Source organism: Bradyrhizobium sp. STM 3566, from assembly GCF_045571445.1.
Taxonomy (GTDB): Bacteria; Pseudomonadota; Alphaproteobacteria; order Rhizobiales; family Xanthobacteraceae; genus Bradyrhizobium; species Bradyrhizobium vignae.
This window is the reverse complement of record NZ_CP120692.1, coordinates 2,237,553-2,259,573: the sequence shown is the minus strand read 5'-3', so window position 1 is coordinate 2,259,573 and position 22,021 is coordinate 2,237,553. Positions and strand designations below refer to the sequence as shown.

Below are 22,021 nucleotides of genomic sequence, written 5' to 3'. Positions count from 1 at the left end.
GGACGTCGTCGAGATCAGCGTTGACGGAAACGCTTGCCTGCCCCGCGCAAAGCCAGCCTCAGGGCCACCGGACATCAAGTGTCGCAAGGACCTTCACCTCAATCATCCGCGTGCGCAGCAATCGACCAGCAGCTCCCAGATCCGCTGCGCCTCTTCCCTCTTGTTGGTCTCCGGCACCTTCTCCGCGCTTGACTGATCACACGCAGCGATGGTGGGTGTTTCGCGAGGCACGATCCACCGCTCCGAGATCGGGTCGTACCATTCTCCGATATTCATCTCAGTCACGTCGGTCGGCTCACAAATTTGATCACGATTGGGCGATGCGCGTACTGCAGCCTCATTGGGCCGTTCGGCAGCGCCGGCAGACGATTCACCAATCAGGAGCTCGCGCGATCGTTCCCAGCTGCGTCATCCCGGTCGAGCCGGATGCAGCGTGCGCGGATGCCGCTCGTGCAGCAACCGCGCGAGCTCCTCACGCTCCGTCGCGCGTCCCTTCATGGCGGTCTCGAACAGCGCTTCCTGAATGTCGCGAGGCATGTCGCCCCATACCTCCATCGCGGCACGTCCGAGCAGACCCGCAAGATGATCCACTCCATTGCTCATTCGGCTCTCCTGATCTGCATGGGAATGGAACAGCCGCGACCGCACCGCGTTCCACTGCCGTCGCGGCGCCACCACGGTCCTCGGCAGCCGATAAGGAACACCCGATCACATGAACGGTTTGCCACCCGTGACGGGCAGCGTTGCCCCCGAGGTGTAGCTCGAAAGCGGATCGGCCAGCATGACATAGGCCGTCGCCAGCTCGGCCGGCTGGCCGGCGCGGTGCATCGGCACCTGCTTGCCGAAGTTCTTGACGGATTCCTCCGGCATGGTCGAGGGGATCAGCGGCGTCCAGATCGGACCGGGGGCGACTGCGTTGACCCGAATGCCCTTGCCGGCCAACATCTGGGCGAGCCCACCCGTAAAATTCTGAATGGCTCCCTTGGTCGTGGCGTACGCCAGCAGGATCGGGTTCGGCATGTCGGAGTTCACCGAGGCCGTGTTGATGATCGCAGCTCCCGGCCGCATGTGGGGGACGGCGGCCTTGGTCAGATAGAACATGGCGTGGATGTTGGTCTCGAACGTCCGCTGCCACTCTTGGTCGCTGATATCGGCGATGTCCTTGAACGTGGCCTGATGGGCCGCGTTGTTGACGAGGATGTCGATGCCGCCGAGCTCCTCGACGGTGCGACGCACGACGGCGCGGCAGTGCTCGGGATTGGCGATATCGCCGGGGATCAGGACGGCCTTGCGTCCCTCCCGCTCCACCAGCGCCTTGACCTCGGCCGCATCCTCGTCCTCGTTCAAATAGGAGATGGCGATATCAGCCCCTTCACGCGCATAGGCGATCGCCACTGCGCGGCCGATGCCGCTGTCGCCGCCCGTGATGATCGCCTTCTTTCCCGCCAGACGCCCGGCGCCTTTGTAGCTCTCCTCGCCATGATCCGGCCGAGGCTGCATCGTCCGCGTCGAGCCGGGCATCGGTTGCCGCTGCGCAGGATAAGGTGGCTTCGGATAGTCGATCATGGAGAATCTCCCGGCATTTGCTGCGCTAACGGAGCGCCGCCGAAAGTGTTCCTTACGACGCATCTGCACGTCTTTGGCGCTCAGGAAATCCTGCTGCTCCAGCGTGTTCAGGACATCCGGGTCCTTCTCCCAGCCGAAACGGCAATTCCCCATGGCGAGCTTGCGAAGGCCCGCCTGATCCCAACGGGCGGAGATGTGAGAGGCACCCCGCCGAAACGCATCAGAGCGCGTTGCAGTCCGCACCTTGCGCTTCAGTAATCGCGACCGAAGAGCTTGTCCGGAGAGCGGTCCCTGGACGCTCTTCAGCCCTCGCGCGGCCTGCTCGCGACAACGTTGATGCGATCGGTCGCCATGCCCGCGGCGGTCCTGCCGCGCGCCAGCGGGAGCCGGAGGCCGCCGCAGCGTGCGGTTGTCGCGGCCCGGCATGCTCACCCATTGATCACGGGAACCATATCTGGGGTGGCCAGTTGGCTTGCTGTTGAGCTGTGATTCTGCAGAGCAGCTCGACACCGGCATGCGTTCGAGTGCCGGGCATCCGTCGGGGGCCAATCCCATGATGGACCACGCGACCAGAGTTGGTAACCGATTGTTAGCAGCGTTGCCGCCAGCAGATTTTGCTTTGCTTGCACCTCATCTGCGGAAAGTCGTGATCGAACGCGATTCCGTGCTCGTCCGATCGGGCGATCGGATCGAGCATCTTCTCTTCCCCCTCACCGGCGCGATCGCCAGTATCATGGAGCTGCCGAACGGACAGACGGTCGCCACGGCGATCATCGGCCGTGAGGGGGCTGTGGGTCTGACGTCAGCGCTTGGCACATCCCACTCGCCGTCGACGGCGGTCGTTCGCATATCCGGGGCCGCGCTGCAGATCTCACCCGCGCGATTCCTGGCAGCCCAACATCGCAGCACCCAAATCGCATCCATGGTGCAGGTCTTCACGAGATCGTTGTTGATGCAACTTCAGCACGTGGCGGCCTGCAATGCACTACATTCCGTCGAAGCCCGCCTAGCATGCTGGCTGCTTCACATTCACGATCGAGCAAATGGCAGCGATCTCCTCCCGCTGACCCAGGAAACATTGTCGGAATTGCTCGGCGTCCGCCGCACCACCGTCACTCACGTCGTGAGCACAATGCGCGCATCACGAGCGCTGAAATCCAATCGACGCGGCGCGCTTGAGATTGATCGGCCGCGGCTCGAGGCCATGGCATGCGAGTGCTACAAAGTCATGAGCCGCAGAATCGATCGGATCGTCTCGCACGGCGCGGTCGGGCTCGTTCATGGGGCTCCTCCGCGGAGCGCCTCCCGCTCGGCTGGCAGCCGAATAGCCGGGACAGGCTCGTAGAGCAGGTTCGCTTTCGCGAACTCGTCATCCATTCGTGTTGGGATGCTCGTTACGACAGCCCCGACTTATGGCAAGCAAGCAGCACGGGCATGAGCTCTGCCGGTGCGAAGCTGGAACGGCCGCTCGCAGGTCCGAACTCGGCTTTGGCGACTGCCCGCCTTGCGCAGCTTGCGTTGACGACTCTCTTCTCGACCTACCCGCTCTCTGAGCTTCTCAAGCTCCACGAGCTGGGTGACCAGCGCGTCGAGACGCTCTTGAAGCACAGCCGCAGGATTCTCCGCTCGAACGCGGGTATTCATGACGCGCCTCCTGATCGAGGTCTTTGGGAGAAAGTCGCCTACTCTCGAGAGACGGGAAAACTATGCAATCCTCGGACGATCGCACTAACATTTGGCATGTTGCGTCCACAAAAGCGTTGCGGCGGTGCATCAAGGGGGCGCTCGGCTGACGTTCAGGTGTCGAGCGAATGGTCTTGCCAAGCGGTACCGCGGCCCACAGACTGCGCATGGATCGAGGAAGGCTCCTATCGGCTGGTTTCGGTTGCGCTCGAAATCCGAGTGCTAGCTCCGGGGCAATCGGCCTTGCGCTTCTCCTCATTCTCTTCGTCCGCGCAATCGAGCCCACCATCTGCGCTTGGAATTCCAGCGCCGCCGCCGGTTGCGAAAGGCCCTTTGGCACTGCCTCCGCCACCAGCAGACCCGCCGCTACCGCCGGAGCCGCCGCCGGATGCTCCTCCGGGGCGAGATGATCCTGCGGAGAGACTGCCAGGTGCTCCCCCACCCCCCGATGACCCGCCGCTGGAGCTCCCCGGCCCGGCCGCGGACGACCGATCGTTGTCGAAGAACGACCGACCTCTGTCGTCCTGCTTCACGCCGTGCAGGCCGCCAGAACCTGCAATGGCCGTTGAGGTCAGGGAAGTGGATAAAAGCAGGGTCATCACTGGGGGGGTCACAGCCGCAAATCTTCCGCAGGTTCTCAAGAAAGCCCGCCGATCGTCGTCTTCGTTGCCGTGCCGGGTCACGATGCGCTCTCCTCGATTTAAAATTTTATTTACAGTATTATATATTAAATATCCATTCAACCAAAAATTTTCTCTGCCGCCCTGGGGTTGTTTAACGTGCACCGCCGGCAGAACGCCGGCATTTTCCCTGCTCGCGCCTCGACTTCCTGGCACCCTCGTGCCGCTCGCGCGCTGTTTCGAGTTGCGCTCTCGATTTAATTATGGTTAATTTTCATTTAACATGGTCGAGTGCAAAATCAGCTATAATGGATTGTTGCGATGCCACTACAATTCCATCGGTCCGTCCGGGACATGGAGATCTGGAGCGCGACCAGCGAGGGGTTCTCGTTCGTGATCAGTTTCGAAAGCCCCACAGGTCCAGGCTTTCACGGACGCTCCGGCTATCTGGCGAGTTGGCGTCCGCTCCACAAAAACCAGGCCGCAATCAAGATTGGCGGCTCGCCCTTTCGCACGTTAGCCGAGGCTGAAGGGGCCTGCCGCGACATGGCTGAGCATCTGGCGCCACAATAGCCCCGCATACGCTCCGAAAGACGCCAGACGTTCTCATCATTTCGCGCTGGTCGGATCCTGATGCAACAGATCAGGGGAATCCAGCCCATGTGGCGCGGCATGCAGCTCGTTTCGCGAAATGGCCAACGCCGCGAGAACCGTACGATTGCTGATGTCGAGCTTCTGGAAGATATGATGCAGGTGGACCTTGATCGTACCATCGGCAAGATTCAACCGACGCCCAATCTCCTTGTTCGATAGCCCCTCCGACACGAGCCGCATGATCTGCCGCTCCCGGTCCGTCAGTTGTGTCAGGGGCTTCTCATCGGCGCGGGGCTCCTCGTTGGCCTGCCCGTTGCTCGGCGAGGCCGCAGCTTGGCCCTGGGCGGCCTTCCGCAGGGTTGCGACCAGCATCTCGGCATCCGAATCCTTCGAGAGGACGACGCAGGCGCCGTCCAGAGCCAGCCTCTGCAACTCACCATCGGCCGCGATACCGGCGAAGAAGACCACCGCGGGAGCTGGCCCTGCAGCCTTTGCAACAGCGAGAATCTGCTGCCAGCCGGCATCGGGCAGGGCAGCATCGACTAGCGCGACGTCCGGCACTAGAAATCGGATTGCCTCAATGCAGCTTGCAGCATCGCTGCAAGACGCAGCGATCGCAAAATCACGCTGCGTCGCAAGAACGCTCCTGATCCCTTGCAAGACGATCGGGTGTCGATCCGCGATGACAATTCTGATGCGGCGCATGCTTCCCCTGCCTATTGCTGACAACCCCTCGTGCAGCCGTTTAATCCAGCAATCTCCTTCAAACGCGAGGATAACCACTCCGCTCGGCCCCGACTCGCACCGTCTCAAGTGTCGGACCGCCGGGCAGCGTTCGATGGCTGCGCCACGCTAACTTGAGCAGCAAATATGCGCAGCACCGTAAGAATGCGGTGCTCCACAGAATTCAAGACTGCAGAACCTCGACGGAAACAGCGTCTTTTTCGGCAACTCCTGATAGATTCGATCGGCACATTCTCTCGGAGAATGTGAGCGACGGCACGGCTTGGCCGCCTTGGTTATTATGGTCAACATCCAATTAACTTCGTTGGTGCGGTTATTACGAAGGATATATTGGGACATTCACGATTCAAATCTAACATTCGACGAAGTTTCGGCGAAGACGAGGCCATTCGACAGCCTCGCCTTTGAAAGGGAGGGAAAAGTAATACTATTCACCAACTGAAACTGCGTAACCAAGCACGGAAATGGCTGCATCTGATCGCAGCCCGTGTAGCACCGATGACGACCGATCACCCAAGTTGGAGCTGCATCTTCGTCAATTCAGCAACTTCAATGAGCGGTTACGGGGAGCATCGTGGGCAATGAGTAGGTGGTCATATGTATTCTTCAGCTGTTTTGCGTCAAACTCATCAGGCTCTTATCGTTCAATTCACCGAATTGCAGAACCTACGTAATCGCGTGTCGAAAGCCGAGCAGCGATTGCTTGCGCCCATGCGACGAGCCCACGGGCGGAGGGCGCTTGGAAAGCGACCGCTCGCTCGGAGGCGCGGAGCCAGCCGATAACTCAAACCGCCACGTGGCACACTGGCGCAGCCGCGCGAGCGGATCGCGCTTGCCGGACCCTGGTTTGACCTGATAATCCCCCCTCCTGTTTGGGTTTCGGAGGTAGTTGGGGACGGCTTCCATGGGGAATGAGGACTGGGCATCTATGACCACAGCCGAGCTGTGGCGACTCTACGATGAGGTCACGGCTGTTCTTGGTCGCAGGATGACCGCGGAAAAAGCCAAGCTCGAAGAGCGGCTTCGCAGGATTGAGGGGACCGCCGCTCCGACCCAGAACGAGGAACGTCCTCGCCGCCCCTACCCCCCAGTGCTGCCGAAATACCAGAACCCGAAGAATCCATCCGAAACTTGGTCCGGTCGCGGTAAGCAGCCCCGATGGCTGAAAGCTCAGCTTCGAGCCGGCAAGAAGCTGAACGACCTCCTGATCGATCGCTCGTCTGGACAAAGGCGCCGCCGGACCGGCTGAGCCCCGGCCCTGCTCCGGCGGCCTATATACCCGCGCGGCCGCTCGTTGGACCGCCGAACTTAGCGATCGCTGTCCTCTTTTTTCCCGTTACTGCCGTCATCGCCGCCATTGCCGAAGCCGTTGTTGCCATGCACAACGTGACCGGCTGAACCGGCGATCGCGGCCGAAGTCAGGGAGGTCGAGAGCAACAGCGTCACAGTCGGAGGGGTAACGGCGGCAAATCTGCCGCAGTTCTTCAGGAATTCGCGACGATCGTCGCCTTCTGCGTCGAGATGGGTCATCGGCTCGTCCTGCTCCAATCCAGCCCATCTCCAGGATAGACCGCTATTATCGCACCTCAAGTTAAATATGTTAGTCGAACGATTTAATTTTTGCCCTTGGCGATCACGATTTGCATGGCTCCTGGCACATGCAGTCGGCCGACATTCCCGCCGCACCGAGCCTCAAGCGCCAGCGAGCTTCCCGCATTATTTATTTTGACATTTAATATCCACTAAACAATAATAGATTTAATTCAGGAAGCCGACGGGCGTGAGATCGTAGCTCCAAGCACTGCAAACCGGAGTCTGCGGAATTGCATGTTGATTTCCAGCTTCACTCGTTGAGCGGCCTCTTTGCCCGAGCCGGCTCCCTGCGCGACGAATACGCCAGCGCAAAACCTTGGCCGCACATCGTCATCAATGATGCGTTTCCCGAAAAGCTATTGGACATGGTCGCGGCCGAGTGCACGGCCCTCCCCGAGGCCCACCTGATCACCACGAATACCGACCGCCTGGTGAAGCAGGAGATTTCAGATGGATTGGGGCCAGCCACCCAGCACCTGCTGAGCCTGATGGACAGTGCTCGCTTCCGAGAGTTCGTATCGGCAATCACCGGCGTTCGTGAACTTCTCTCCGATCCGACGCACAAATTTGCGGGAGTGCATCGAACGCCCCCAGGAGGCTTTACGAAGATTCATCGTGATTTCGAGGTCCACCCGACGACCGGACTGTTCCACCGGGTCAATGTGCTCATCTATCTCAATCGAGATTGGCCCGAAGCCTACGGCGGCAGTCTCGAATTGTGGCCTGCGGACATGTCGACGCTCGGACGCCGTATCTTCCCGCGCTTCAACACCATGATCCTCTGGGAGACGCACGGCGCCACGCTCCACGGTCTTCCTGATCCGGTCACCTGCCCGCCTGGTCGAATACGCCTATCCGTCGCATCCTATTACTACACGACGACGCGGCGCGTCGCCGCGTCCGGTGAACGCCGCGTGCGGTATTGGGCCGCGCGACCCGGCGAGGATCAATGGATCGAGCGAATGAGCTGGCAGGATCACTTGCGCGCGCTCATACCTGACCCGCTCTACAACGTGCTCCGCGCAGCACGTGATCGGATATCCGGAGCGCACCGGTCGAAAACTTCATGAAGTCGGCGTCTTCCAGCGGCAACAGCGGGATCGATCAATGACCGGGAGCGGAGCGACGGTCGCGCAATTGCGATCTGACGATGCGGATGCGAAAGCTCTTCGCAGGCCGGGCTTCTCGCCCGTTCGACTGCGAACGCTGATGAAGCTCGCCCTCGCGGACACAGGACTGGACATGTCCGGAATGACTGTGCTGACCGAAGCCGCGACCGGCGCCTATGCCGTGACCCCGGTCCTCGCTGCAATGGCCGGAGCCAAGCACGTCTACGCGTTCACGAAACCCGGCCGCCATGGGACCGTGTCCGACGCCAAGCGGGAGACTTTGGAGCTCGCAGCTCCACTTGGAGTCGCTGATCGCATCGAGATTCTGGAGAAGATGAATCCTGAAGTGCTTCACAGCGTCGACATCATAACCAACAGTGGCCACCTTCGTCCTCTCACAGCCGAGCTGATCGCCCAGCTGCGCGATGACGCCGTGATCGCCTTGATGTTCGAGGCTTGGGAATTTCGTCGAGAGGACCTGGATATCGAAGCGTGCGCGCGACGCAATATCCCGGTAGTCGGCGTCAACGAGCGGCACCCCGCTGTCGATGTCTTCTCATTCCTTGGCCCGCTCGCCGTGAAGCAGTTGCACGACTGTGGCCTGGCGGTCCTCGGCAACAGAATCGGCCTGCTCTGCGACAATGACTTCCTTGCCCCGTTGCACAACGGGCTGGCAAGCCTGGGGGCGCACGTCAAGACGTTCAACAGCGTTGCGGCGGTCCATCCCGGCGCATGGGACGCCTTCGTCGTCGCCTTGCAGCCCGCGGAAACGCCGCGCGTCGGCCAGGCCGAGGCTGCCCATCTGGCCGCATGCGCCCCCGCCGGCGCCGTTGTGGTCCAGTTCTGGGGCGACATCGATCGAGCGGTGCTGGCCGCCAATGGTCTTGCGGTCTGGCCCACGCAATCTGTCGGGCAGGGCCATATGGGCATTCTGCTGTCGGAGATTGGTCCCCAGCCGATCGTACGATTGCAGACTGGCGGCTTGCGCGCGGCCGAATGGGTTCGCCGCGGCGGTGTCGTTACACCAGATGGATTCGCCCAGCTCGTACCATGGCAGGGGGCGACATGACCGAGCGGCTGCAGCCCGACGTCGTGCTCCTCGCGGACGGACCGACCGGCTTCACGGCGCTTCGCTCATTGGCAGCGCGGTGCCGCGTGGTGCAGATCTTCCGGAAACCGGACCAGCCCGATGCGGGCGCGCTGAGATCATTTGCGAACAACCGCGGCATCCCGATCGCGGAGCTGCAGGAACTGGCCCAACTTCAGAACGTGATCGCGGACACGCGCCCGTCCGCCGTCGTGATTTCTTCATTCGATCGGATCATCCCGCCGCACATTCTTGCATTGTGCCGCTTCGTCAACGTTCACTATTCGCTTCTGCCGCATTATCGCGGTCGCGCCAACGTCAACTGGGCAATCATCAATGGAGAGACGACTGCCGGCATCAGCATTCATCTCGTGATCCCCGAGCTCGACGGCGGCAATCTGCTGTTTCAGCAAGCGATCCCGATCGGCGCGAACGACACGGTCACCGCACTCTACGAACGCCTCAACGCGATCCAGGAACGCGAGCTCGGCGAGGTCGTAGTTCGAGCGATCACCGGCTATCAAGGCGCCTCTCAAGACACCGACTTTGCATCCTATGGCTGTACCCGTGTTCCGGATGATGGAGAGATCGACTGGCGGCAGCCTACCGATACCATCGATCGGCTGATCCGCGGCTTGACGCCGCCATTTCCCGGTGCCTTCACCCATCTTGACGGACAGCGGCTCATCGTCGTCAACGCCTCGCCGCGGCTTGATGCTCCCTGCTATATCGGCCGTGTACCGGGCCGGATCGTTGGGCGGTCACCTTCCGAGGGTTGGGTGGATGTGCTGACCGGCGACGGCGTCCTGCGCATGTTCAGCGTCCTTCCTCCCAACTCCGAGCAGCCGCGTGCTGCCGCTTCCGTCATTGGGTCGACGCGAGCGACCCTCGGGCTGTCGCGCCTCGACCTTCTCCGCCGGATCGTCGCGCTTGAAGACAGGCTCGCTTCGCTCGAGCAGCTCAAATGCGCTCACGAGTAAGCGCAACCGTTCTGGCCATGGGCGGCTCGGGGCTTTAGCGCCGGTGCATCACACCCCTTCTCGCCCAACCGCGGCCCACAGCCCGTCACGACCCGGGCTCTGCACGCGCACCCAGCGATAGGACGTCCGCGACCAGGGCTTGATCTGTGGCGTCAGATTGTCGAGGACGAGATCGCCGCTCCTGGTGCGCACGAGAAGCACCAGATGATGTTCACCGGAACTGACGACGACTTCGCTCAACAGGAGGACGCGCGCCGGCCAGCCGCGCCGAAGCAGCGCGTGGCGCTTGCTCACCGCATAGTCGTTGCAGTCGCCACGTGCAGGGTCGATGGTCCACGCCTCGCCCGCGAGACCGAGCTCGTTGCGAACCGGTTCTATCGCCAGATTGACGGTACGATTGATCTCCCGCAGGTCCTCCCATCGCCTCTCGGTCAACCGGACCGGCCCGCCGCGGAAGGAGCGTCGCGGGCGACATTCGGCCTGATAGCGCAGGCAAAACATCGTGTAAGTGAGGGGCGGAAGAGCGGGGCGCCCCAGCTCGATGTGCGCAAGATCTGCTCGGGGGGGCGTGACCAGCAACGCCGCACGCGCCCACTGAACGCCCCCGATCACGATCGCCATGGCTGCCGCAATGACCGGGCCCGAGGTTCGCCGCATCTGCCGATCCCCTCCATACGCCAAACTTTGTCGGATCCGGTCGGCGCGCACCTGGCCGCACGGGCTATTTAATATATTATTTATATTTGATCTTATTTAAATAGCAATAAATATTAAATAGGCAAAGCGAGGGTGACGCCGGCGCCTGCAAGGACGGGTGGGAATGGATAGAAGGAATGGGGAGAGACGGCCTCGATCGGCGCCGCTTGCCCTCGGTAGAAGGCGTCGAAGCGCGCCACGCTCCGCACCGCGGCGGCCAATTATCAGCCACCATACAATTTTATGGTTGATTTAAATATTTTCCGGAGCCAAACGGTCGATCAGGCTTTCTCGGGCGGGACCTATTTCACATGCCGGTCGAGCTATTCGTCATTCTGGGAGCTGAAGCTTCACTACTCGGCTTCGTGGCCGCAATGAGCCTGCATGCCAGGCGAATGGACGTGTTGAGCGGGCGATCGTTCGAGCACCCCCTCGTGTTCCCCAGAGAAAACAGGCATCCAGCAGCCGGCCGCAACACCGACGCCCAGGGAAAGGGCGCCGGTGCCGAAGACATGCGGTCGAGCGCTGCTGCCATCTTGCACCAACTCAGCGCTCCTTGAACGCCCGCCCCGCCTGATCCTGCAGCGGCTTGAGCAGGTATGAAAGCGCGGTCCGACCTGCCGTCTTGATGAAGACCTCGACCGGCATGCCGGGCACGAGCTTGGCCGAGCCGAGCTTCGCCAGCTCGTCCGGCTTCAGCAGGACGCGGCCCGTATAGTAGCTCGTGCCCGCACGCTGATCCTGCGTGATGTCTGCCGAGACCATGCTGACCTCGCCGTCGATTTCGGGCGTGGTCTTCTGGTTGAACGCCGCGAAGCGCATCGTCGCGGTCTGCCCCACATAGACCTGGTCGATATCCTTCGGCGCGATCTTGACCTCGACCGCAAGCGAGTCCGCGTCGGGCACGATCAACATGATTTGCTCGCCGGGCGAGATAACACCCCCGACGGTGTGGACGCTGAGCTCGTGGACGCGGCCGGATTGTGGCGCCCTGATATCGACGCGATTCAACTGGTCGACCGCTGCAGTCTTGCGCTCGCCCAGCTCGGAGAGTTTCGAGCGCGTCTCGATCAGGTCCTTGCCGACCTCCGTGCGCAGATCCTGGTCGATCTGAATGATCTGGAGCCCGATTTCGGAGATCTTGCCCTTCGACTGAGCAATCATTCCTGCAAGCTGGCTCCGCTCCCCTTCGATGCGGGCGGAGTCGCGCTCGAGGGAATTGAGCCGCGTGATCGGCACCAGATTTTTCTGCCAGAGGCTGCGCACGCCCTCCAGCTCCTGGCGGATGAATTCGACTTCCTTCTGCTTGGCTTCGGTCTGGCCCATGTATCCCTTGATCTCGTTTTCCAGCTGCGCGCTTTTCTCCTGGAGCTGCGCTTTTTGGCCGCTCCTTGCCTGACGGCGAAGGTCGAACAGCTTCCGCTCCGCAGTGATCGCACGGCTCGCCTCGGAGTTGCTCTCCTTGGCCCGGTCGAGCAGCGCCTTGGGAAACACGACCTGCTCGGCACCATCGCGCTCGGCCTCGAGACGAGCCTGCCGTGCCAGCAGCTCATCGATGCTGTTGGTGACGATCGTCGCATTCGCGAGCGTCTGCGTCTGGTCGAGGCGGATCAAGACGTCGCCTGCATTGACGCGATCGCCCTGGCGCACGCGCAACTCGCCCACGATTCCGCCAGTGGCGTGCTGGACCTTCTTGACGCTCGAATCCACGACGACCACGCCCTGAGCGATCACCGCGCCCGACAATTGGCTCGTTGTCGCCCAACCGCCGATCCCAAAAGTCACCAGACCGAACATGATCATGCCCACGATCATGTAACGCTGGATGGATTGCATCGCCGGCGCCACCTGGCTGTTCATCGGCTGCCTCCTTGAGCTTCCGCGACCACCTTGAGCGGCACGGGATTTCGCAACACCTTCTTGAGCACCTCCTCTCGCTTGCCGAAGGACTGAACCCTGCCGTCCCCGAGGCACAAGACGTGATCGACGGCTTCGAGCGCCTTCGGACGATGGGCGACGATGACGACGATCCCGCCGCGGCGACGCACGTTCAGGATCGCCTCTGTCAGCGCCTCCTCGCCCTCGGCATCGAGATTGGAGGAGGGCTCATCGAGCACGACCAGGAACGGTTTGCCGTAGAAGGCACGTGCGAGCCCGATGCGCTGCCGCTGCCCCGCCGACAGTGCCAATCCTCCCTCGCCAATTTTCGTGCTGTAGCCATCCGGAAGGGAGAGAATGAGATCGTGCGCGCCCGCGGCATGCGCGGCCTCCAGAACGGCGGCGGCCGTCGCCTGCGGATCGAACCGCGCGATGTTCATCGCAATGCTGCCGTCGAACAATTCGACATCCTGAGGCAGGTAGCCGATATGCTTGCCGAGGGCGTCGGAAGACCAATGCTCGAGCGCGGCATTGTCCAGCCGTATCCGGCCTCGAATGCACGGCCATACTCCCACCAGCGCTCGTGCCAGCGTCGATTTTCCGGATCCGCTCGGCCCAATGATTCCGACCGCCTGGCCGCTCCGCAGTTGGAACGAGACTTCGTTGATGGTGGGCCTCTCCGAGTTTGGAGCGCCAATATAGACATGCTCGACCGTGAGCGTTTCAACAGGAGGAGGCAACGCCAGCCGCTCCTCCTCGCCGGGCAGCAGCTTCAGCAAAGCATCAAGCCGTTGTCCCGATTGCCGCGCAGCGACGAACCCTTTCCAGTTCGCAATCGCCATTTCGACGGGCGCCAAGGCCCGCGCGGTGAGGATCGATCCGGCAATGATGATGCCGGCCGTGGATTCCTGATTGATGACGAGGACTGCGCCAACGGCAAGAACCAGCGATTGCAGGATCGCTCGGAAGATCTTGGAGGCGCCCCCGAGCCCGTTTGCGACATCGCTGGCCCGCTCGTGCGCCGCCAGATATTTCGCGTTGACATCCCGCCACCGCAACGCCGCCTGCTGCCGCATGCCCATGGCCTGCAGCACCTCGGCATTTCGTCGGCCCTCGATCGCGAGGGCCGTTCGCGAGACTGCGAGGCGCGAGGACGCCTTGGCCGGTCCCCGCGTCCGGGTTTCCGTCAGGATCGTAATGCCGACAAGCACCAGCGCGCCGGCCAGCGCGGTGACGCCGATCCAAAAGTGAAAGAGAAAGCAAACGCCGAGATAGATCGGCATCCAGGGCAGATCGAAGAGCGCAGTCGGCCCGCCGCTCGACAGGAAGCTGCGGACCTGATCGAGATCCCGCACCGGCTGCAAGCCGTCGCCATCGGCCCTCGTCTTCAAAGGCAGACGAACAAGCGCGTCGAATATGCGAATGCCGAGCCTTTCATCGAAATACCGGCCGACCCGCGCGCTGATCCTGCTCCTGACGAGGTCGAGCCCACCCTGGAACAGGTAAAGAACCGTAGCCAGAACCATCAGGGCGACCAAAGTCGGTATGCTGCGTCCGGGCAGCACGCGATCATAGACTTGCAGCATGAAGAACGAGCCGGTGAGCATGAGGAGATTGCTCATCCCGCTGAAGGTCGCGAGCGCCCAGAATATCCTGCGGCACGACTGCAGGAATGCCGAAATCTCCGACTGCGGCTCCTCATAATTCTTCGCCGGCCGGAAGCGGTCGACGAATATCCGTTGCCGAAGGACTTCAACCAGGCGCCTTGCCCAGCCGACGAGTCGCGACGTCGACCGCTCGGCATCGTCCGTCAGCCGGCGCCCGGCCGACCAAAGTCCCGACAAATGCATAATTGGGATTCGATAAAGATTCGCGGGCGGGGAGATCATCCCCCGCCGTCCAGCGTCAGTCATGTGCCTGCCCTTTAGTCATGCCTTTGTCGGGGGATCCCCCAAGAGATCCCCCGAGGCCGTTGTTGAGTACCAGCTAGTGTGGCCGAGTCGTCCTCTACGCGAAGTGGAAGTCGTGGCTGTTCAGCTTGTCGAGCTGGGTGTTCTTCAGCGTGAGGGTGTCGCTCCCCGCCGCGATAACGACGTCGTGGCCTGACTGGGCCGCGTGGGAGAGAACGCTCGCAAAACTGTCGAACACGCTCTTGCTGAACTCGATCGTGTCGTGAGCAGGTCCGCTGACAGCGAAGTCCTTGATGACGTCCTGGCCGAAGTTCGACGCAAACTGGAACGTATCCGCTCCCGCTTTGCCGACCATGACATCATTGCCGCTGGTGCCGGTCAGCGTGTCGCTGTGGCCCGAGCCGATGACCGCCTGGCCAGAGCTGGTCCCGACCACGTGGCCCGTGGTGTCGACCTGCTCCGCGGTAAAGGCGTGGCTCTTGCCCGACAGATCGGAGGTCTGGAAGCTCCACTTGCCGTCGGCTCCCGTGGTGGCCGAACCGACCGAGGTCGTTCCGTCAAACAGCTTGATCTCGCTGTTGGGATCGGCCGTGCCCTTGATGGTTGCGGTGTGATCCCAGTGCTGACGCACATTGGTCACTTCGACGGTCGAGGCGTCCTTGCCGCCGCTGTGCGAGCCGATCGGCGGATCGATCGGCTGCGACAAGGCGCTGGTGTTGCCGGCGGCGTCGGTGGCCGTCGCAGTGAAGGTGTGTGACCCGTGCTTGAGATTCGGGGTCGTCACGCTGAAGCTGCCATCGGTTGCAGCCGTCGTGGTGCCAAGCAGGGTCGTGCCCTCATAGAGCTTGACCAGGCTGCCGGCTTCCGCCGTACCGGATACCGTTGCGCGATTATGCGTCGTCGGATCGCTCAACAAAATCGGAGCATCGGGAGCCGCGGCATCCACCGTGACATCCAGTGCTGCCGATGCCTTGCTGGTGACGCCGGAGGCCGTGTCGGTCGCAGTGAAGCTGTGCTTGCCGTCAGCCAGCGCGGCAGTCGTGTAGTGCCACGCGCCGTTCGCGTCCGCCGTGACCGAACCGAGCTGGGTGGTGCCGTCGAACACTTTGACCGTGCTGTTGGCAACCGCAGTCCCGTCCAGGGTCAACGTCTTGTCGCTGGTGATGTGATCACCGGCGACACCGCTGTCCGTCGAGAAAGAGGCGATCTGCGGTGCGGCCGGCGCAGTGGTGCCCGTGCCCGATGTGCCGGAGCCGGACGTGCCTGAACCGGACGTGCCCGAGCCGGACGTGCCCGAGCCGGACGTGCCGGAGCCGGACGTGCCCGAACCGGACGTACCCGAACCGGACGTACCCGAACCGGATGAGCCGGACGATCCAATGACAGGATCAAAAGGCGCTGACGCGGCGCTTACGTTGCCCGCAACGTCAGTCGCCGTGGCCGTGAGGGCGTGTGTGCCGGCCGCCAGACCAGCCGTCGTCACCGTCCAGGCCCCGGTAGCGTTCGACGTAGCGGTACCGACTTGAGTCGTGCCGTCGAACACCTTGATCGTGCTGTTGGCTTCGGCGGTCCCGGACGCCACAACCTGATTGGCGCTGTTGACCGTGTCGCTGGTGATCGTCGGTGCCGCCGGAGCCTTGGTGTCGACGGTGATCGCCACCGCAGCCGACGCGGCGCTGGTCTGCCCCGACGAGTTGGTCGCGGTGGCCGTCAGCGTGTGCTTCGCATCGGTCAGGACCTTGGTGATATAGTCCCAGCTTCCGGTCGAAGTCGCGGTCGCCGAACCGATCTGGGTCGAACCGTCATAGATCTTCACCGTGCTGCCGGCCGCGGCGGTGCCGTGCAGGGTGATCTGGCTGGCGTCGGTGATGCCATCCCCGGCCACACCGGAGTCAGGCGACCACGACGCAATGACAGGCGCGCTCGGGGCCGGGGCCGGCGAGGTCGTGGTACCGCTATTTGCCGACGTATTGAGCGCCGATGCCAGCGTCGCGCCGTCCGTGTAATTCCCGGAGAACACCGAGTTGTTGCCACGGATCATCGCATCGCCGTATTGCGCGCCGCCAATGTGATTATTGGTGAACGACACACCGGTAATCGGAGCGGTGCCCAGGGTGGAGTCCGCGTACACGGTGAAGGCACCACCGGCCAGCAGGTTATTCGTGACAGTGACGTTCGAGACGGCCCCGAAGCCGTTGTCGATCATGACGGCTGACGTCCATCCCCACTGATTGATGATCGAATTGCCGCTGATCTGAATGTTGGAGAGGCCTCCATCGATCTGGATGCCGTCATAATGAGGCGATCCGCCTGCATGGAGATCGTGGATGTAGTTGCCCTGGATAACGGAGTTGCTCCCGGGAACGATACCATTCTCCACGTTGAAGATGTTATTCCCGATAAACGTACCGCTCCCCATGATGCCTTGATTGCCAGTGCCATCCGGTGCCCTGCCGGTACCATCGATCGTGCAGTTCTGAACGACTGCGCCCGTAACTCCGGAATCGATGGTCACCCCGGCCCATCCGCCGGACGTGATCTTGCAGTTCTCAAGCGTCACGTTGTTCGCCTTGATGTAGACGCTTCCGGTGATGTTGAGTCCCGAAACCACCGCTCCCGCCTGCGTAATCACCACGTCTCCCGAAGGAGTGAGCGTCACCCCCGCCGGCACGCCGGTGTTCGTCGCGTCAGGCCATGCATTCGTTGTGGTCGCCAAAACAGTCTCTCCGTCTTCTCTGTATTATCCCCGTTAATCGACACCAGCGTTTTATTGTGAGTTTGCGCCTTCGATTTAAACGTGATCGAGACACGCCGGTGCCGTGCTTGCGCGGCGTTAATGGTCGTCAGCACACGGCCTTTTTTTGACAAGACCACGGCTCCGCTAAGGTCATTTCGCCGCAAGCGCTGCCAGAATCTTGCTTCCGGAAATACGATGCGGAAATCTACGTTACGGAAATTAAAAGCGATTTCGTTTTAGCCGCGATCAGATGGCCGCGGAATACGCACGCCACGCACTTCACACAAAAATTCTTTCAAGCTTGTGATCTGGCCGACGATCGCAAATCGACGAGCGGCCCCGAAGCGCAATTCCGTCCGACGTCGGCGCGCATTAAATAAACCAACGAATGTATAAATAAACGGAACGACACAGTATTAAATGCATCGCGCGAATCGCCTCCGCCTGCAGCAGATTTCAGCTCGACAATCCGCACGATTTGGCGTGATCCCGCTTTCGTCGATGCACAGGCTGGCGCAGTGAATGGACTTGAGTGATAGAGCGCGATCGCGTCGAGTTCGCGCGAGCAGCGGAATGGACAAAAGAGATCACTCGATCCGTCGTCGCGGACGAGGGTCGTCCGCAAGAGTTAGCGCTCCGAGAGCCGCAATCCACGGCCTAGTTTTGCCGGCAACAATCAAAGCATTGCCGAGCGTCTAAGGCTTCCGGCACAAAAATACTTTCTCTCCGCGGATGAGCCCATATTGTGCGACCTGCGGCTCGACTGCGGTATATTCATCGACGACGAAGCCCGCACTCTCCAGCCGGCGCCGGAAATCACGACCGAAGAAGCGGACGTGATCATGCTGATTAAAATACAGGATCCGATCCTCTACCGTTTCCTGCCTCGACTTGTCCTCAAACGTCTCCTGCCATCCTTCAATGAGCGGGATCATCGCGACCAAGGTTCCGCCCTTACGCAAGATCCGGTAGAGCTCGGGCATTGCCAGGCGATCGTTCACGTGCTCCAGGATGTGGCAGCAGATGATCAGATCAAACCTGTCGCTTTCGATATCTATTTTTTCAATGTTGATATCGAGATCAGCGCCCTTGCCGCCAAATTCGCAAGTGACATAACTGCGCGGCTTTCTCGCCTCTATGTACCTCGTAAGTCCCGCTTCAGGCGCGAAGTGAAGGATATCCTTCCCCGTAAACAGGCTCTGCTCGGCGTCGCAGAGCGCCAACAACCGGTGCCGCTCGTGCGACAGACAATTCGGACAGAGCGAGTCGAAGTTGATCCCCAATGCCAGCGGATTTGCGTAGGCAAAGAACCGGCCGCGATATCCGCAGACCGGACAGGATCTCTCAAATCGTCCGAACAGGAAGCGGATCGTCCGAAGGCCGCTGCGCAATGACCAGACATAGGGGCGCAAACGTCCCTTGATGCCTCCGGTCGACGATGATGCCACGTCAAAATTGCTCATCTTGCCCCCCCAACATCTGCCATTCCCTGAGCGAAGCACGCACGCCGATGCAAACGCCCCAGAAGGTCCACATGTAGTTCCAGAAATGCACCGTCAAACCTGTGAACAGGAAGACCATGCAGGCAACCGTAAAGCCCCTTTGAATGTCCGTCGGACGATGCCCGCGCACCGGCAGCATCGCCGAGAGATTCAAAACGATCAGCAAGATGGTGACCGGTACGCCATAGTGGAGGCTCGTGACGAGCCACACGCTGTCAACGGTCCGGTCGAGCAGATAATAGCCGAACGTCACGAACCCCGCTCCCGTCAAGGGCGATTGCCACACCTGCGCGGAGACAGCGTCCCAGATCATGAGGCGATAGAATCCCGTCTGGGGCTCGATGGTTGCGTGCGACAGCAGCCAGCTGAGAGGGTTGTTTGTCACCGCAGTAACGGCCACCAGGAACATGCCCGCCCCCGTCCAAAAGAGCGGCCACCGCCAGGGGAAACGACACAACATCCGGTCGTACGCGTAGGACGACATGACCAGGACCATCCCCATGACAGCAGCCGAAGATAGCGACAGCAATCCGCCGAAGAGGCACAGACAAGCCCACGACAGACGCTTGATGGCGCTTGTCGCCGAGAACAGCACGATAGCTGCTGCCAGCGAGCAGAACACGCCATAAAGGATTGGATGATCGAATGTCGCGATTGCCCGTCGCAGACCCACTCGTACGCCATCTTCGCTCGAGGTGCCGTCGTCGACGAACGCCTCAGGTTGCGACATGAGTGCTGCCATGGCGTCGCGGACAATCCAACGCCCCGTCAACACGTCCGCTACCGCAGCGCATACCGCAACCGCCGTGAATACCTTGACCAGACGGATGAACTGCTGGACCGCCGGCGGCTCCAGAACGAAGGCTCGCGCGACAAAATATGCTGCGACGAAGTCGAGGGCCTCTGCAACAGCGGAAAACGCCGATTGAGGCCCGGCGGCATAACCGGCCGCTCCCACCATGGCGAGTGCAAAGGTGCCCGCCAGTCCATCCGACAGCAGGAGCCGCCGGGCGGGCTGCAATAACCGCGCAAGCGCCGGCAGCAGCAGGAGTATCAAGCTTATCCTGGTCGGCGTTAGCTTCGCGCCGGCAATCAGCACCTGCAGCCCAGATGGCAAGACGATGCCCATGAGAAGGAGTGGGACGGCCCAGCCGCTGCGTTGGGGAATGGTCGATTGGACCCCCGTTCCCGTCGCGCGAATACGCGGCTGCCCGGCGAGAAGAGCATCGCTGGAGTGATTCATGCGGCGATCTCCCCGGAGGGGCTGAAGCAGGCCATCAAGTCCGGCAGGCCGTCCGGTTGGCGAGGCTGACGCGGGCGCTTCATTTGATTGCCTCCTGCGCCGCCACGTTGCCAAAGTTCAGATTGCCGACCAGGCGCCAGCCGTCAGTCGCATTTCGGAGATAGGACGGACGATTTTTCCGAAACAGGGTGGGCCCATACTGTCCGGAACCGATGTGATTGTCGGTGATCGAAACATCCGAGATCGGATTGTCGTTGAACTTCCCGTCCGAATAGATCGTATAGCTGCCGCCTGCGAGAAGATTGCCTTCGATGACGATATTGGAGACCGGGCCAAACTCGTTGTCGATCATGATGGCGCCGGCCGCGCCGTGAGAATTGATGATCGTGTTGCGCCGGATGACCGTGTCCGAGATGCCGCCATCGATCTGGATACCATCGTAGTGCGGTGCCCCGCCGGCATTGAGATCGTGAATGAAATTGCCTTCGATCAGATTGCCCTTTCCAGTCAGCACGATGCCGTTTTCGACATTGAAGATATTATTGCGCTGGAAGGTACCCTGTCCCATGATGCCTTCGTTTCCATTGCCATCGGGACCGGCGCCCAGGCCGTCGATCGTGCAATCCCTGACGACAATTCCGGTCCGATGCGGGTCGATCTTAATGACGGCCCACGCTTTGGCCGAGATGCGGGACATCTCGATCGTCACGTTGTCCGCGTTGACGGTTACGCCGCCCTGAATGTCCAGTCCCGAAATCGTCGTACCCGCAACAGCAATCGTGAGCGGACCCGATGGCTTCAGCTTGAGATCGCGAGGCGGCCCTGTGTTGCTTGCATCGGGCCATTGGGAGGCGAATGCCGGCTGTGGCGGGCTGTTCGGTTCAGCTGCCACGGCGGCCGGGATTTGGAGTGCTGCGATCGCAGCTGCCATACGGACGGCGTCGAGCACAATCATGCCCCACAGGCGCTTGCGGCCAGACTCACGCTCCCCGCCTCTTCGCCAATTCCGCGCCTGCGTCCCTCCGCTATTGGATCTCATCGTTCTTCTCGCTTGCCGCCGCACAACGCCCTCATGCCGACTCGGCTCTCTGTGCCTCGTAACCACCAACCCACTCTCGCCGGCGCCGCCAGACAGCCTCCCAATACACCGCGTTCTCCTGCCACTCCGCATTGCGCGCCAGGGCGGCTGCCGCCCCGTAACCGCACCAGCGTGTGAGCGGCACGATCAGATGCAACGCCAGCCCGATCGTCCTAGCAGGCCAGCCAAAGTGGCGGTTGATCAGGGTGATTCTTCCTTTGAACACCTTCACTCTCTTGTCGACAGGCACGACGTCGGATGCCCCGCCATAGTGGACGATGGTCGCCTCAGGCGTGACCGCGGGCCGCGCACCCAGCGATCGCGCGCGATGGCAGAGGTCCGCTTCCTCTCCGTACATGAAGAAGGTCGGGTCGAACCCGCCGAGCCTCTCCCACAGCAGCCGGTCGATCAGCAGAAAGCACCCCGTAACGATGTCGACGTGCCGCGCCGTATCGCGGTCCCACCCGCCATAGGCCTCGGAATTGAGAATCGGGTTGCGGCGGCCGAAATAGGTGAGCCCCAGCGCGAAGCACAACAAATTCCACAGACTGATTCTTCGAAAGCACGAGGTATGATTGAGGCTGCCGTCCGGAAAGAGGGTGCGACCACCCCAGACGTGAAAGGACGGATTTGCGTCGGCGAATTCCAGAAGCCGATCGATCGCGCCATCGAGAATAATCGTGTCCGGATTGAGCAGGAGCAAGCGTCGGCCCCGCGCCTGTTTTGCAGCCAGATTGTTGGCGCGCGCAAAGCCGATATTGTTGTCCAACGCAATCAGCCTGACGTCGGGGCATTGACGGGCAATTGCGGCGGCCGACTGGTCGGAGGAGTTGTTGTCGACGACGATCACCTCATATCGCGAACCCATTGTCTCCGCGGCGACCGATGCCAAACAGTCGAGCGTCAGGTGGCGTGTATTGTAGCTCACGACGATGATGGAGAGATCCAGCTCCCGATCCAGTTCCGGACGTTCGTCATCTTGGCACGCGTTGCGCATAGCA

Annotated in this window: 18 protein-coding genes and 1 pseudogene; 5 read left to right on the top strand and 14 right to left on the bottom strand. The window is 61.4% G+C overall.

What is annotated here, in order from left to right; all coding sequences use genetic code 11:
• Nucleotides 1-102 precede the first annotated feature (102 nt).
• The 3 genes from P6U27_RS10695 to P6U27_RS10685 all read right to left on the bottom strand — a co-directional run bounded on the left by P6U27_RS10695 (nt 103) and on the right by P6U27_RS10685 (nt 1,566).
• Nucleotides 103-285: a hypothetical protein gene (locus P6U27_RS10695; RefSeq protein ID WP_145987005.1), complete on the bottom strand. Its 183-nt coding sequence runs from the start codon at nt 283-285 to the stop codon at nt 103-105.
• 123 nt (nt 286-408) lie between these two features.
• Nucleotides 409-603: a hypothetical protein gene (locus P6U27_RS10690; protein WP_122406527.1), complete on the bottom strand. Its 195-nt coding sequence runs from the start codon at nt 601-603 to the stop codon at nt 409-411.
• Between the two features lie 105 nt (nt 604-708).
• Complete coding sequence (locus tag P6U27_RS10685) at nt 709-1,566, bottom strand: SDR family oxidoreductase (protein WP_407194012.1); 858 nt, start codon at nt 1,564-1,566, stop codon at nt 709-711.
• Nucleotides 1,567-2,119: 553 nt separating this feature from the next.
• Here P6U27_RS10685 and P6U27_RS10680 point away from each other — a divergent pair.
• Entirely contained in the window at nt 2,120-2,911 is a 792-nt protein-coding gene (locus P6U27_RS10680; RefSeq protein ID WP_407194011.1) for a Crp/Fnr family transcriptional regulator, read from the top strand.
• A 682-nt stretch (nt 2,912-3,593) separates the two neighbouring features.
• Here P6U27_RS10680 and P6U27_RS10675 read toward each other — a convergent pair.
• Both P6U27_RS10675 and P6U27_RS10670 read right to left on the bottom strand, forming a co-directional pair.
• Nucleotides 3,594-3,935: pseudogene (locus P6U27_RS10675) on the bottom strand (hypothetical protein); the annotation flags it as partial.
• Between the two features lie 543 nt (nt 3,936-4,478).
• Entirely contained in the window at nt 4,479-5,246 is a 768-nt protein-coding gene (locus P6U27_RS10670; protein ID WP_244607941.1) for a response regulator transcription factor, read from the bottom strand.
• 865 nt (nt 5,247-6,111) lie between these two features.
• Here P6U27_RS10670 and P6U27_RS10665 point away from each other — a divergent pair.
• A complete protein-coding gene (locus P6U27_RS10665; RefSeq protein WP_122402145.1) occupies nt 6,112-6,456 on the top strand; it encodes an H-NS family nucleoid-associated regulatory protein in 345 nt (114 codons plus the stop codon).
• Between the two features lie 59 nt (nt 6,457-6,515).
• On the opposite strand, the gene P6U27_RS10660 is transcribed toward P6U27_RS10665, so the two are convergent.
• Nucleotides 6,516-6,737, bottom strand: coding sequence for a hypothetical protein (locus P6U27_RS10660; RefSeq protein WP_209296114.1), 222 nt, complete (start codon nt 6,735-6,737; stop codon nt 6,516-6,518).
• A 293-nt stretch (nt 6,738-7,030) separates the two neighbouring features.
• On the opposite strand from P6U27_RS10660, the gene P6U27_RS10655 reads away from it, so the two are divergent.
• From P6U27_RS10655 to P6U27_RS10645, 3 genes are read left to right on the top strand one after another with little or no spacing between them, the layout of a single operon-like run.
• Nucleotides 7,031-7,870: a 2OG-Fe(II) oxygenase gene (locus tag P6U27_RS10655; protein WP_245163213.1), complete on the top strand. Its 840-nt coding sequence runs from the start codon at nt 7,031-7,033 to the stop codon at nt 7,868-7,870.
• A 37-nt stretch (nt 7,871-7,907) separates the two neighbouring features.
• On the top strand, nt 7,908-8,978 hold the full coding sequence (locus P6U27_RS10650; RefSeq protein WP_407194010.1) for a hypothetical protein: 1,071 nt from the start codon (nt 7,908-7,910) through the stop codon (nt 8,976-8,978).
• Nucleotides 8,975-9,976: a methionyl-tRNA formyltransferase gene (locus P6U27_RS10645; protein WP_407194009.1), complete on the top strand. Its 1,002-nt coding sequence runs from the start codon at nt 8,975-8,977 to the stop codon at nt 9,974-9,976. The genes P6U27_RS10650 and P6U27_RS10645 overlap by 4 nt, the downstream gene beginning before the upstream one ends.
• A gap of 48 nt (nt 9,977-10,024) precedes the next feature.
• Here P6U27_RS10645 and P6U27_RS10640 read toward each other — a convergent pair whose 3' ends face one another.
• From P6U27_RS10640 to P6U27_RS10605, 8 genes are all read right to left on the bottom strand, one after another.
• Nucleotides 10,025-10,633: a transglutaminase-like cysteine peptidase gene (locus P6U27_RS10640; RefSeq protein WP_209296112.1), complete on the bottom strand. Its 609-nt coding sequence runs from the start codon at nt 10,631-10,633 to the stop codon at nt 10,025-10,027.
• A 585-nt stretch (nt 10,634-11,218) separates the two neighbouring features.
• Nucleotides 11,219-12,532: an HlyD family type I secretion periplasmic adaptor subunit gene (locus P6U27_RS10635; RefSeq protein ID WP_209296111.1), complete on the bottom strand. Its 1,314-nt coding sequence runs from the start codon at nt 12,530-12,532 to the stop codon at nt 11,219-11,221.
• Nucleotides 12,529-14,172: a type I secretion system permease/ATPase gene (locus P6U27_RS10630; protein WP_376707311.1), complete on the bottom strand. Its 1,644-nt coding sequence runs from the start codon at nt 14,170-14,172 to the stop codon at nt 12,529-12,531. The genes P6U27_RS10635 and P6U27_RS10630 overlap by 4 nt, the downstream gene beginning before the upstream one ends.
• A 385-nt stretch (nt 14,173-14,557) precedes the next feature.
• On the bottom strand, nt 14,558-17,176 hold the full coding sequence (locus P6U27_RS10625) for an Ig-like domain-containing protein (protein WP_407194008.1): 2,619 nt from the start codon (nt 17,174-17,176) through the stop codon (nt 14,558-14,560).
• 716 nt (nt 17,177-17,892) lie between these two features.
• Entirely contained in the window at nt 17,893-18,660 is a 768-nt protein-coding gene (locus tag P6U27_RS10620; protein ID WP_407194007.1) for a class I SAM-dependent methyltransferase, read from the bottom strand.
• Nucleotides 18,647-19,942 (bottom strand): O-antigen ligase family protein, encoded by a 1,296-nt coding sequence (locus P6U27_RS10615; protein ID WP_407194006.1) that lies wholly within the window; start codon nt 19,940-19,942, stop codon nt 18,647-18,649. The genes P6U27_RS10620 and P6U27_RS10615 overlap by 14 nt, the downstream gene beginning before the upstream one ends.
• Before the next feature lie 79 nt (nt 19,943-20,021).
• Nucleotides 20,022-20,897, bottom strand: a complete 876-nt coding sequence (locus P6U27_RS10610; RefSeq protein ID WP_209296107.1) for a right-handed parallel beta-helix repeat-containing protein — start codon at nt 20,895-20,897, stop codon at nt 20,022-20,024.
• Between the two features lie 115 nt (nt 20,898-21,012).
• Complete coding sequence (locus P6U27_RS10605) at nt 21,013-22,017, bottom strand: glycosyltransferase family 2 protein (protein WP_209296106.1); 1,005 nt, start codon at nt 22,015-22,017, stop codon at nt 21,013-21,015.
• Between the last annotated feature and the right edge of the window lie 4 nt (nt 22,018-22,021).

Excerpts from the sequence above, each read along its gene's own strand:
- P6U27_RS10660 (WP_209296114.1), bottom strand. The coding sequence starts at position 6,737 with ATGACCCATCTCGACGCAGAAGGCGACGATCGTCGCGAATTCCTGAAG.
- P6U27_RS10615 (WP_407194006.1), bottom strand. The coding sequence starts at position 19,942 with ATGAATCACTCCAGCGATGCTCTTCTCGCCGGGCAGCCGCGTATTCGC.
- P6U27_RS10630 (WP_376707311.1), bottom strand. The coding sequence starts at position 14,172 with ATGAGCAATCTCCTCATGCTCACCGGCTCGTTCTTCATGCTGCAAGTC.
- P6U27_RS10620 (WP_407194007.1), bottom strand. The coding sequence starts at position 18,660 with ATGAGCAATTTTGACGTGGCATCATCGTCGACCGGAGGCATCAAGGGA.
- P6U27_RS10645 (WP_407194009.1), top strand. The coding sequence starts at position 8,975 with ATGACCGAGCGGCTGCAGCCCGACGTCGTGCTCCTCGCGGACGGACCG.
- P6U27_RS10690 (WP_122406527.1), bottom strand. The coding sequence starts at position 603 with ATGAGCAATGGAGTGGATCATCTTGCGGGTCTGCTCGGACGTGCCGCG.
- P6U27_RS10685 (WP_407194012.1), bottom strand. The coding sequence starts at position 1,566 with ATGATCGACTATCCGAAGCCACCTTATCCTGCGCAGCGGCAACCGATG.
- P6U27_RS10610 (WP_209296107.1), bottom strand. The coding sequence starts at position 20,897 with ATGATTGTGCTCGACGCCGTCCGTATGGCAGCTGCGATCGCAGCACTC.
- P6U27_RS10605 (WP_209296106.1), bottom strand. The coding sequence starts at position 22,017 with ATGCGCAACGCGTGCCAAGATGACGAACGTCCGGAACTGGATCGGGAG.
- P6U27_RS10680 (WP_407194011.1), top strand. The coding sequence starts at position 2,120 with ATGATGGACCACGCGACCAGAGTTGGTAACCGATTGTTAGCAGCGTTG.
- P6U27_RS10665 (WP_122402145.1), top strand. The coding sequence starts at position 6,112 with ATGGGGAATGAGGACTGGGCATCTATGACCACAGCCGAGCTGTGGCGA.
- P6U27_RS10650 (WP_407194010.1), top strand. The coding sequence starts at position 7,908 with ATGACCGGGAGCGGAGCGACGGTCGCGCAATTGCGATCTGACGATGCG.
- P6U27_RS10640 (WP_209296112.1), bottom strand. The coding sequence starts at position 10,633 with ATGCGGCGAACCTCGGGCCCGGTCATTGCGGCAGCCATGGCGATCGTG.
- P6U27_RS10635 (WP_209296111.1), bottom strand. The coding sequence starts at position 12,532 with ATGAACAGCCAGGTGGCGCCGGCGATGCAATCCATCCAGCGTTACATG.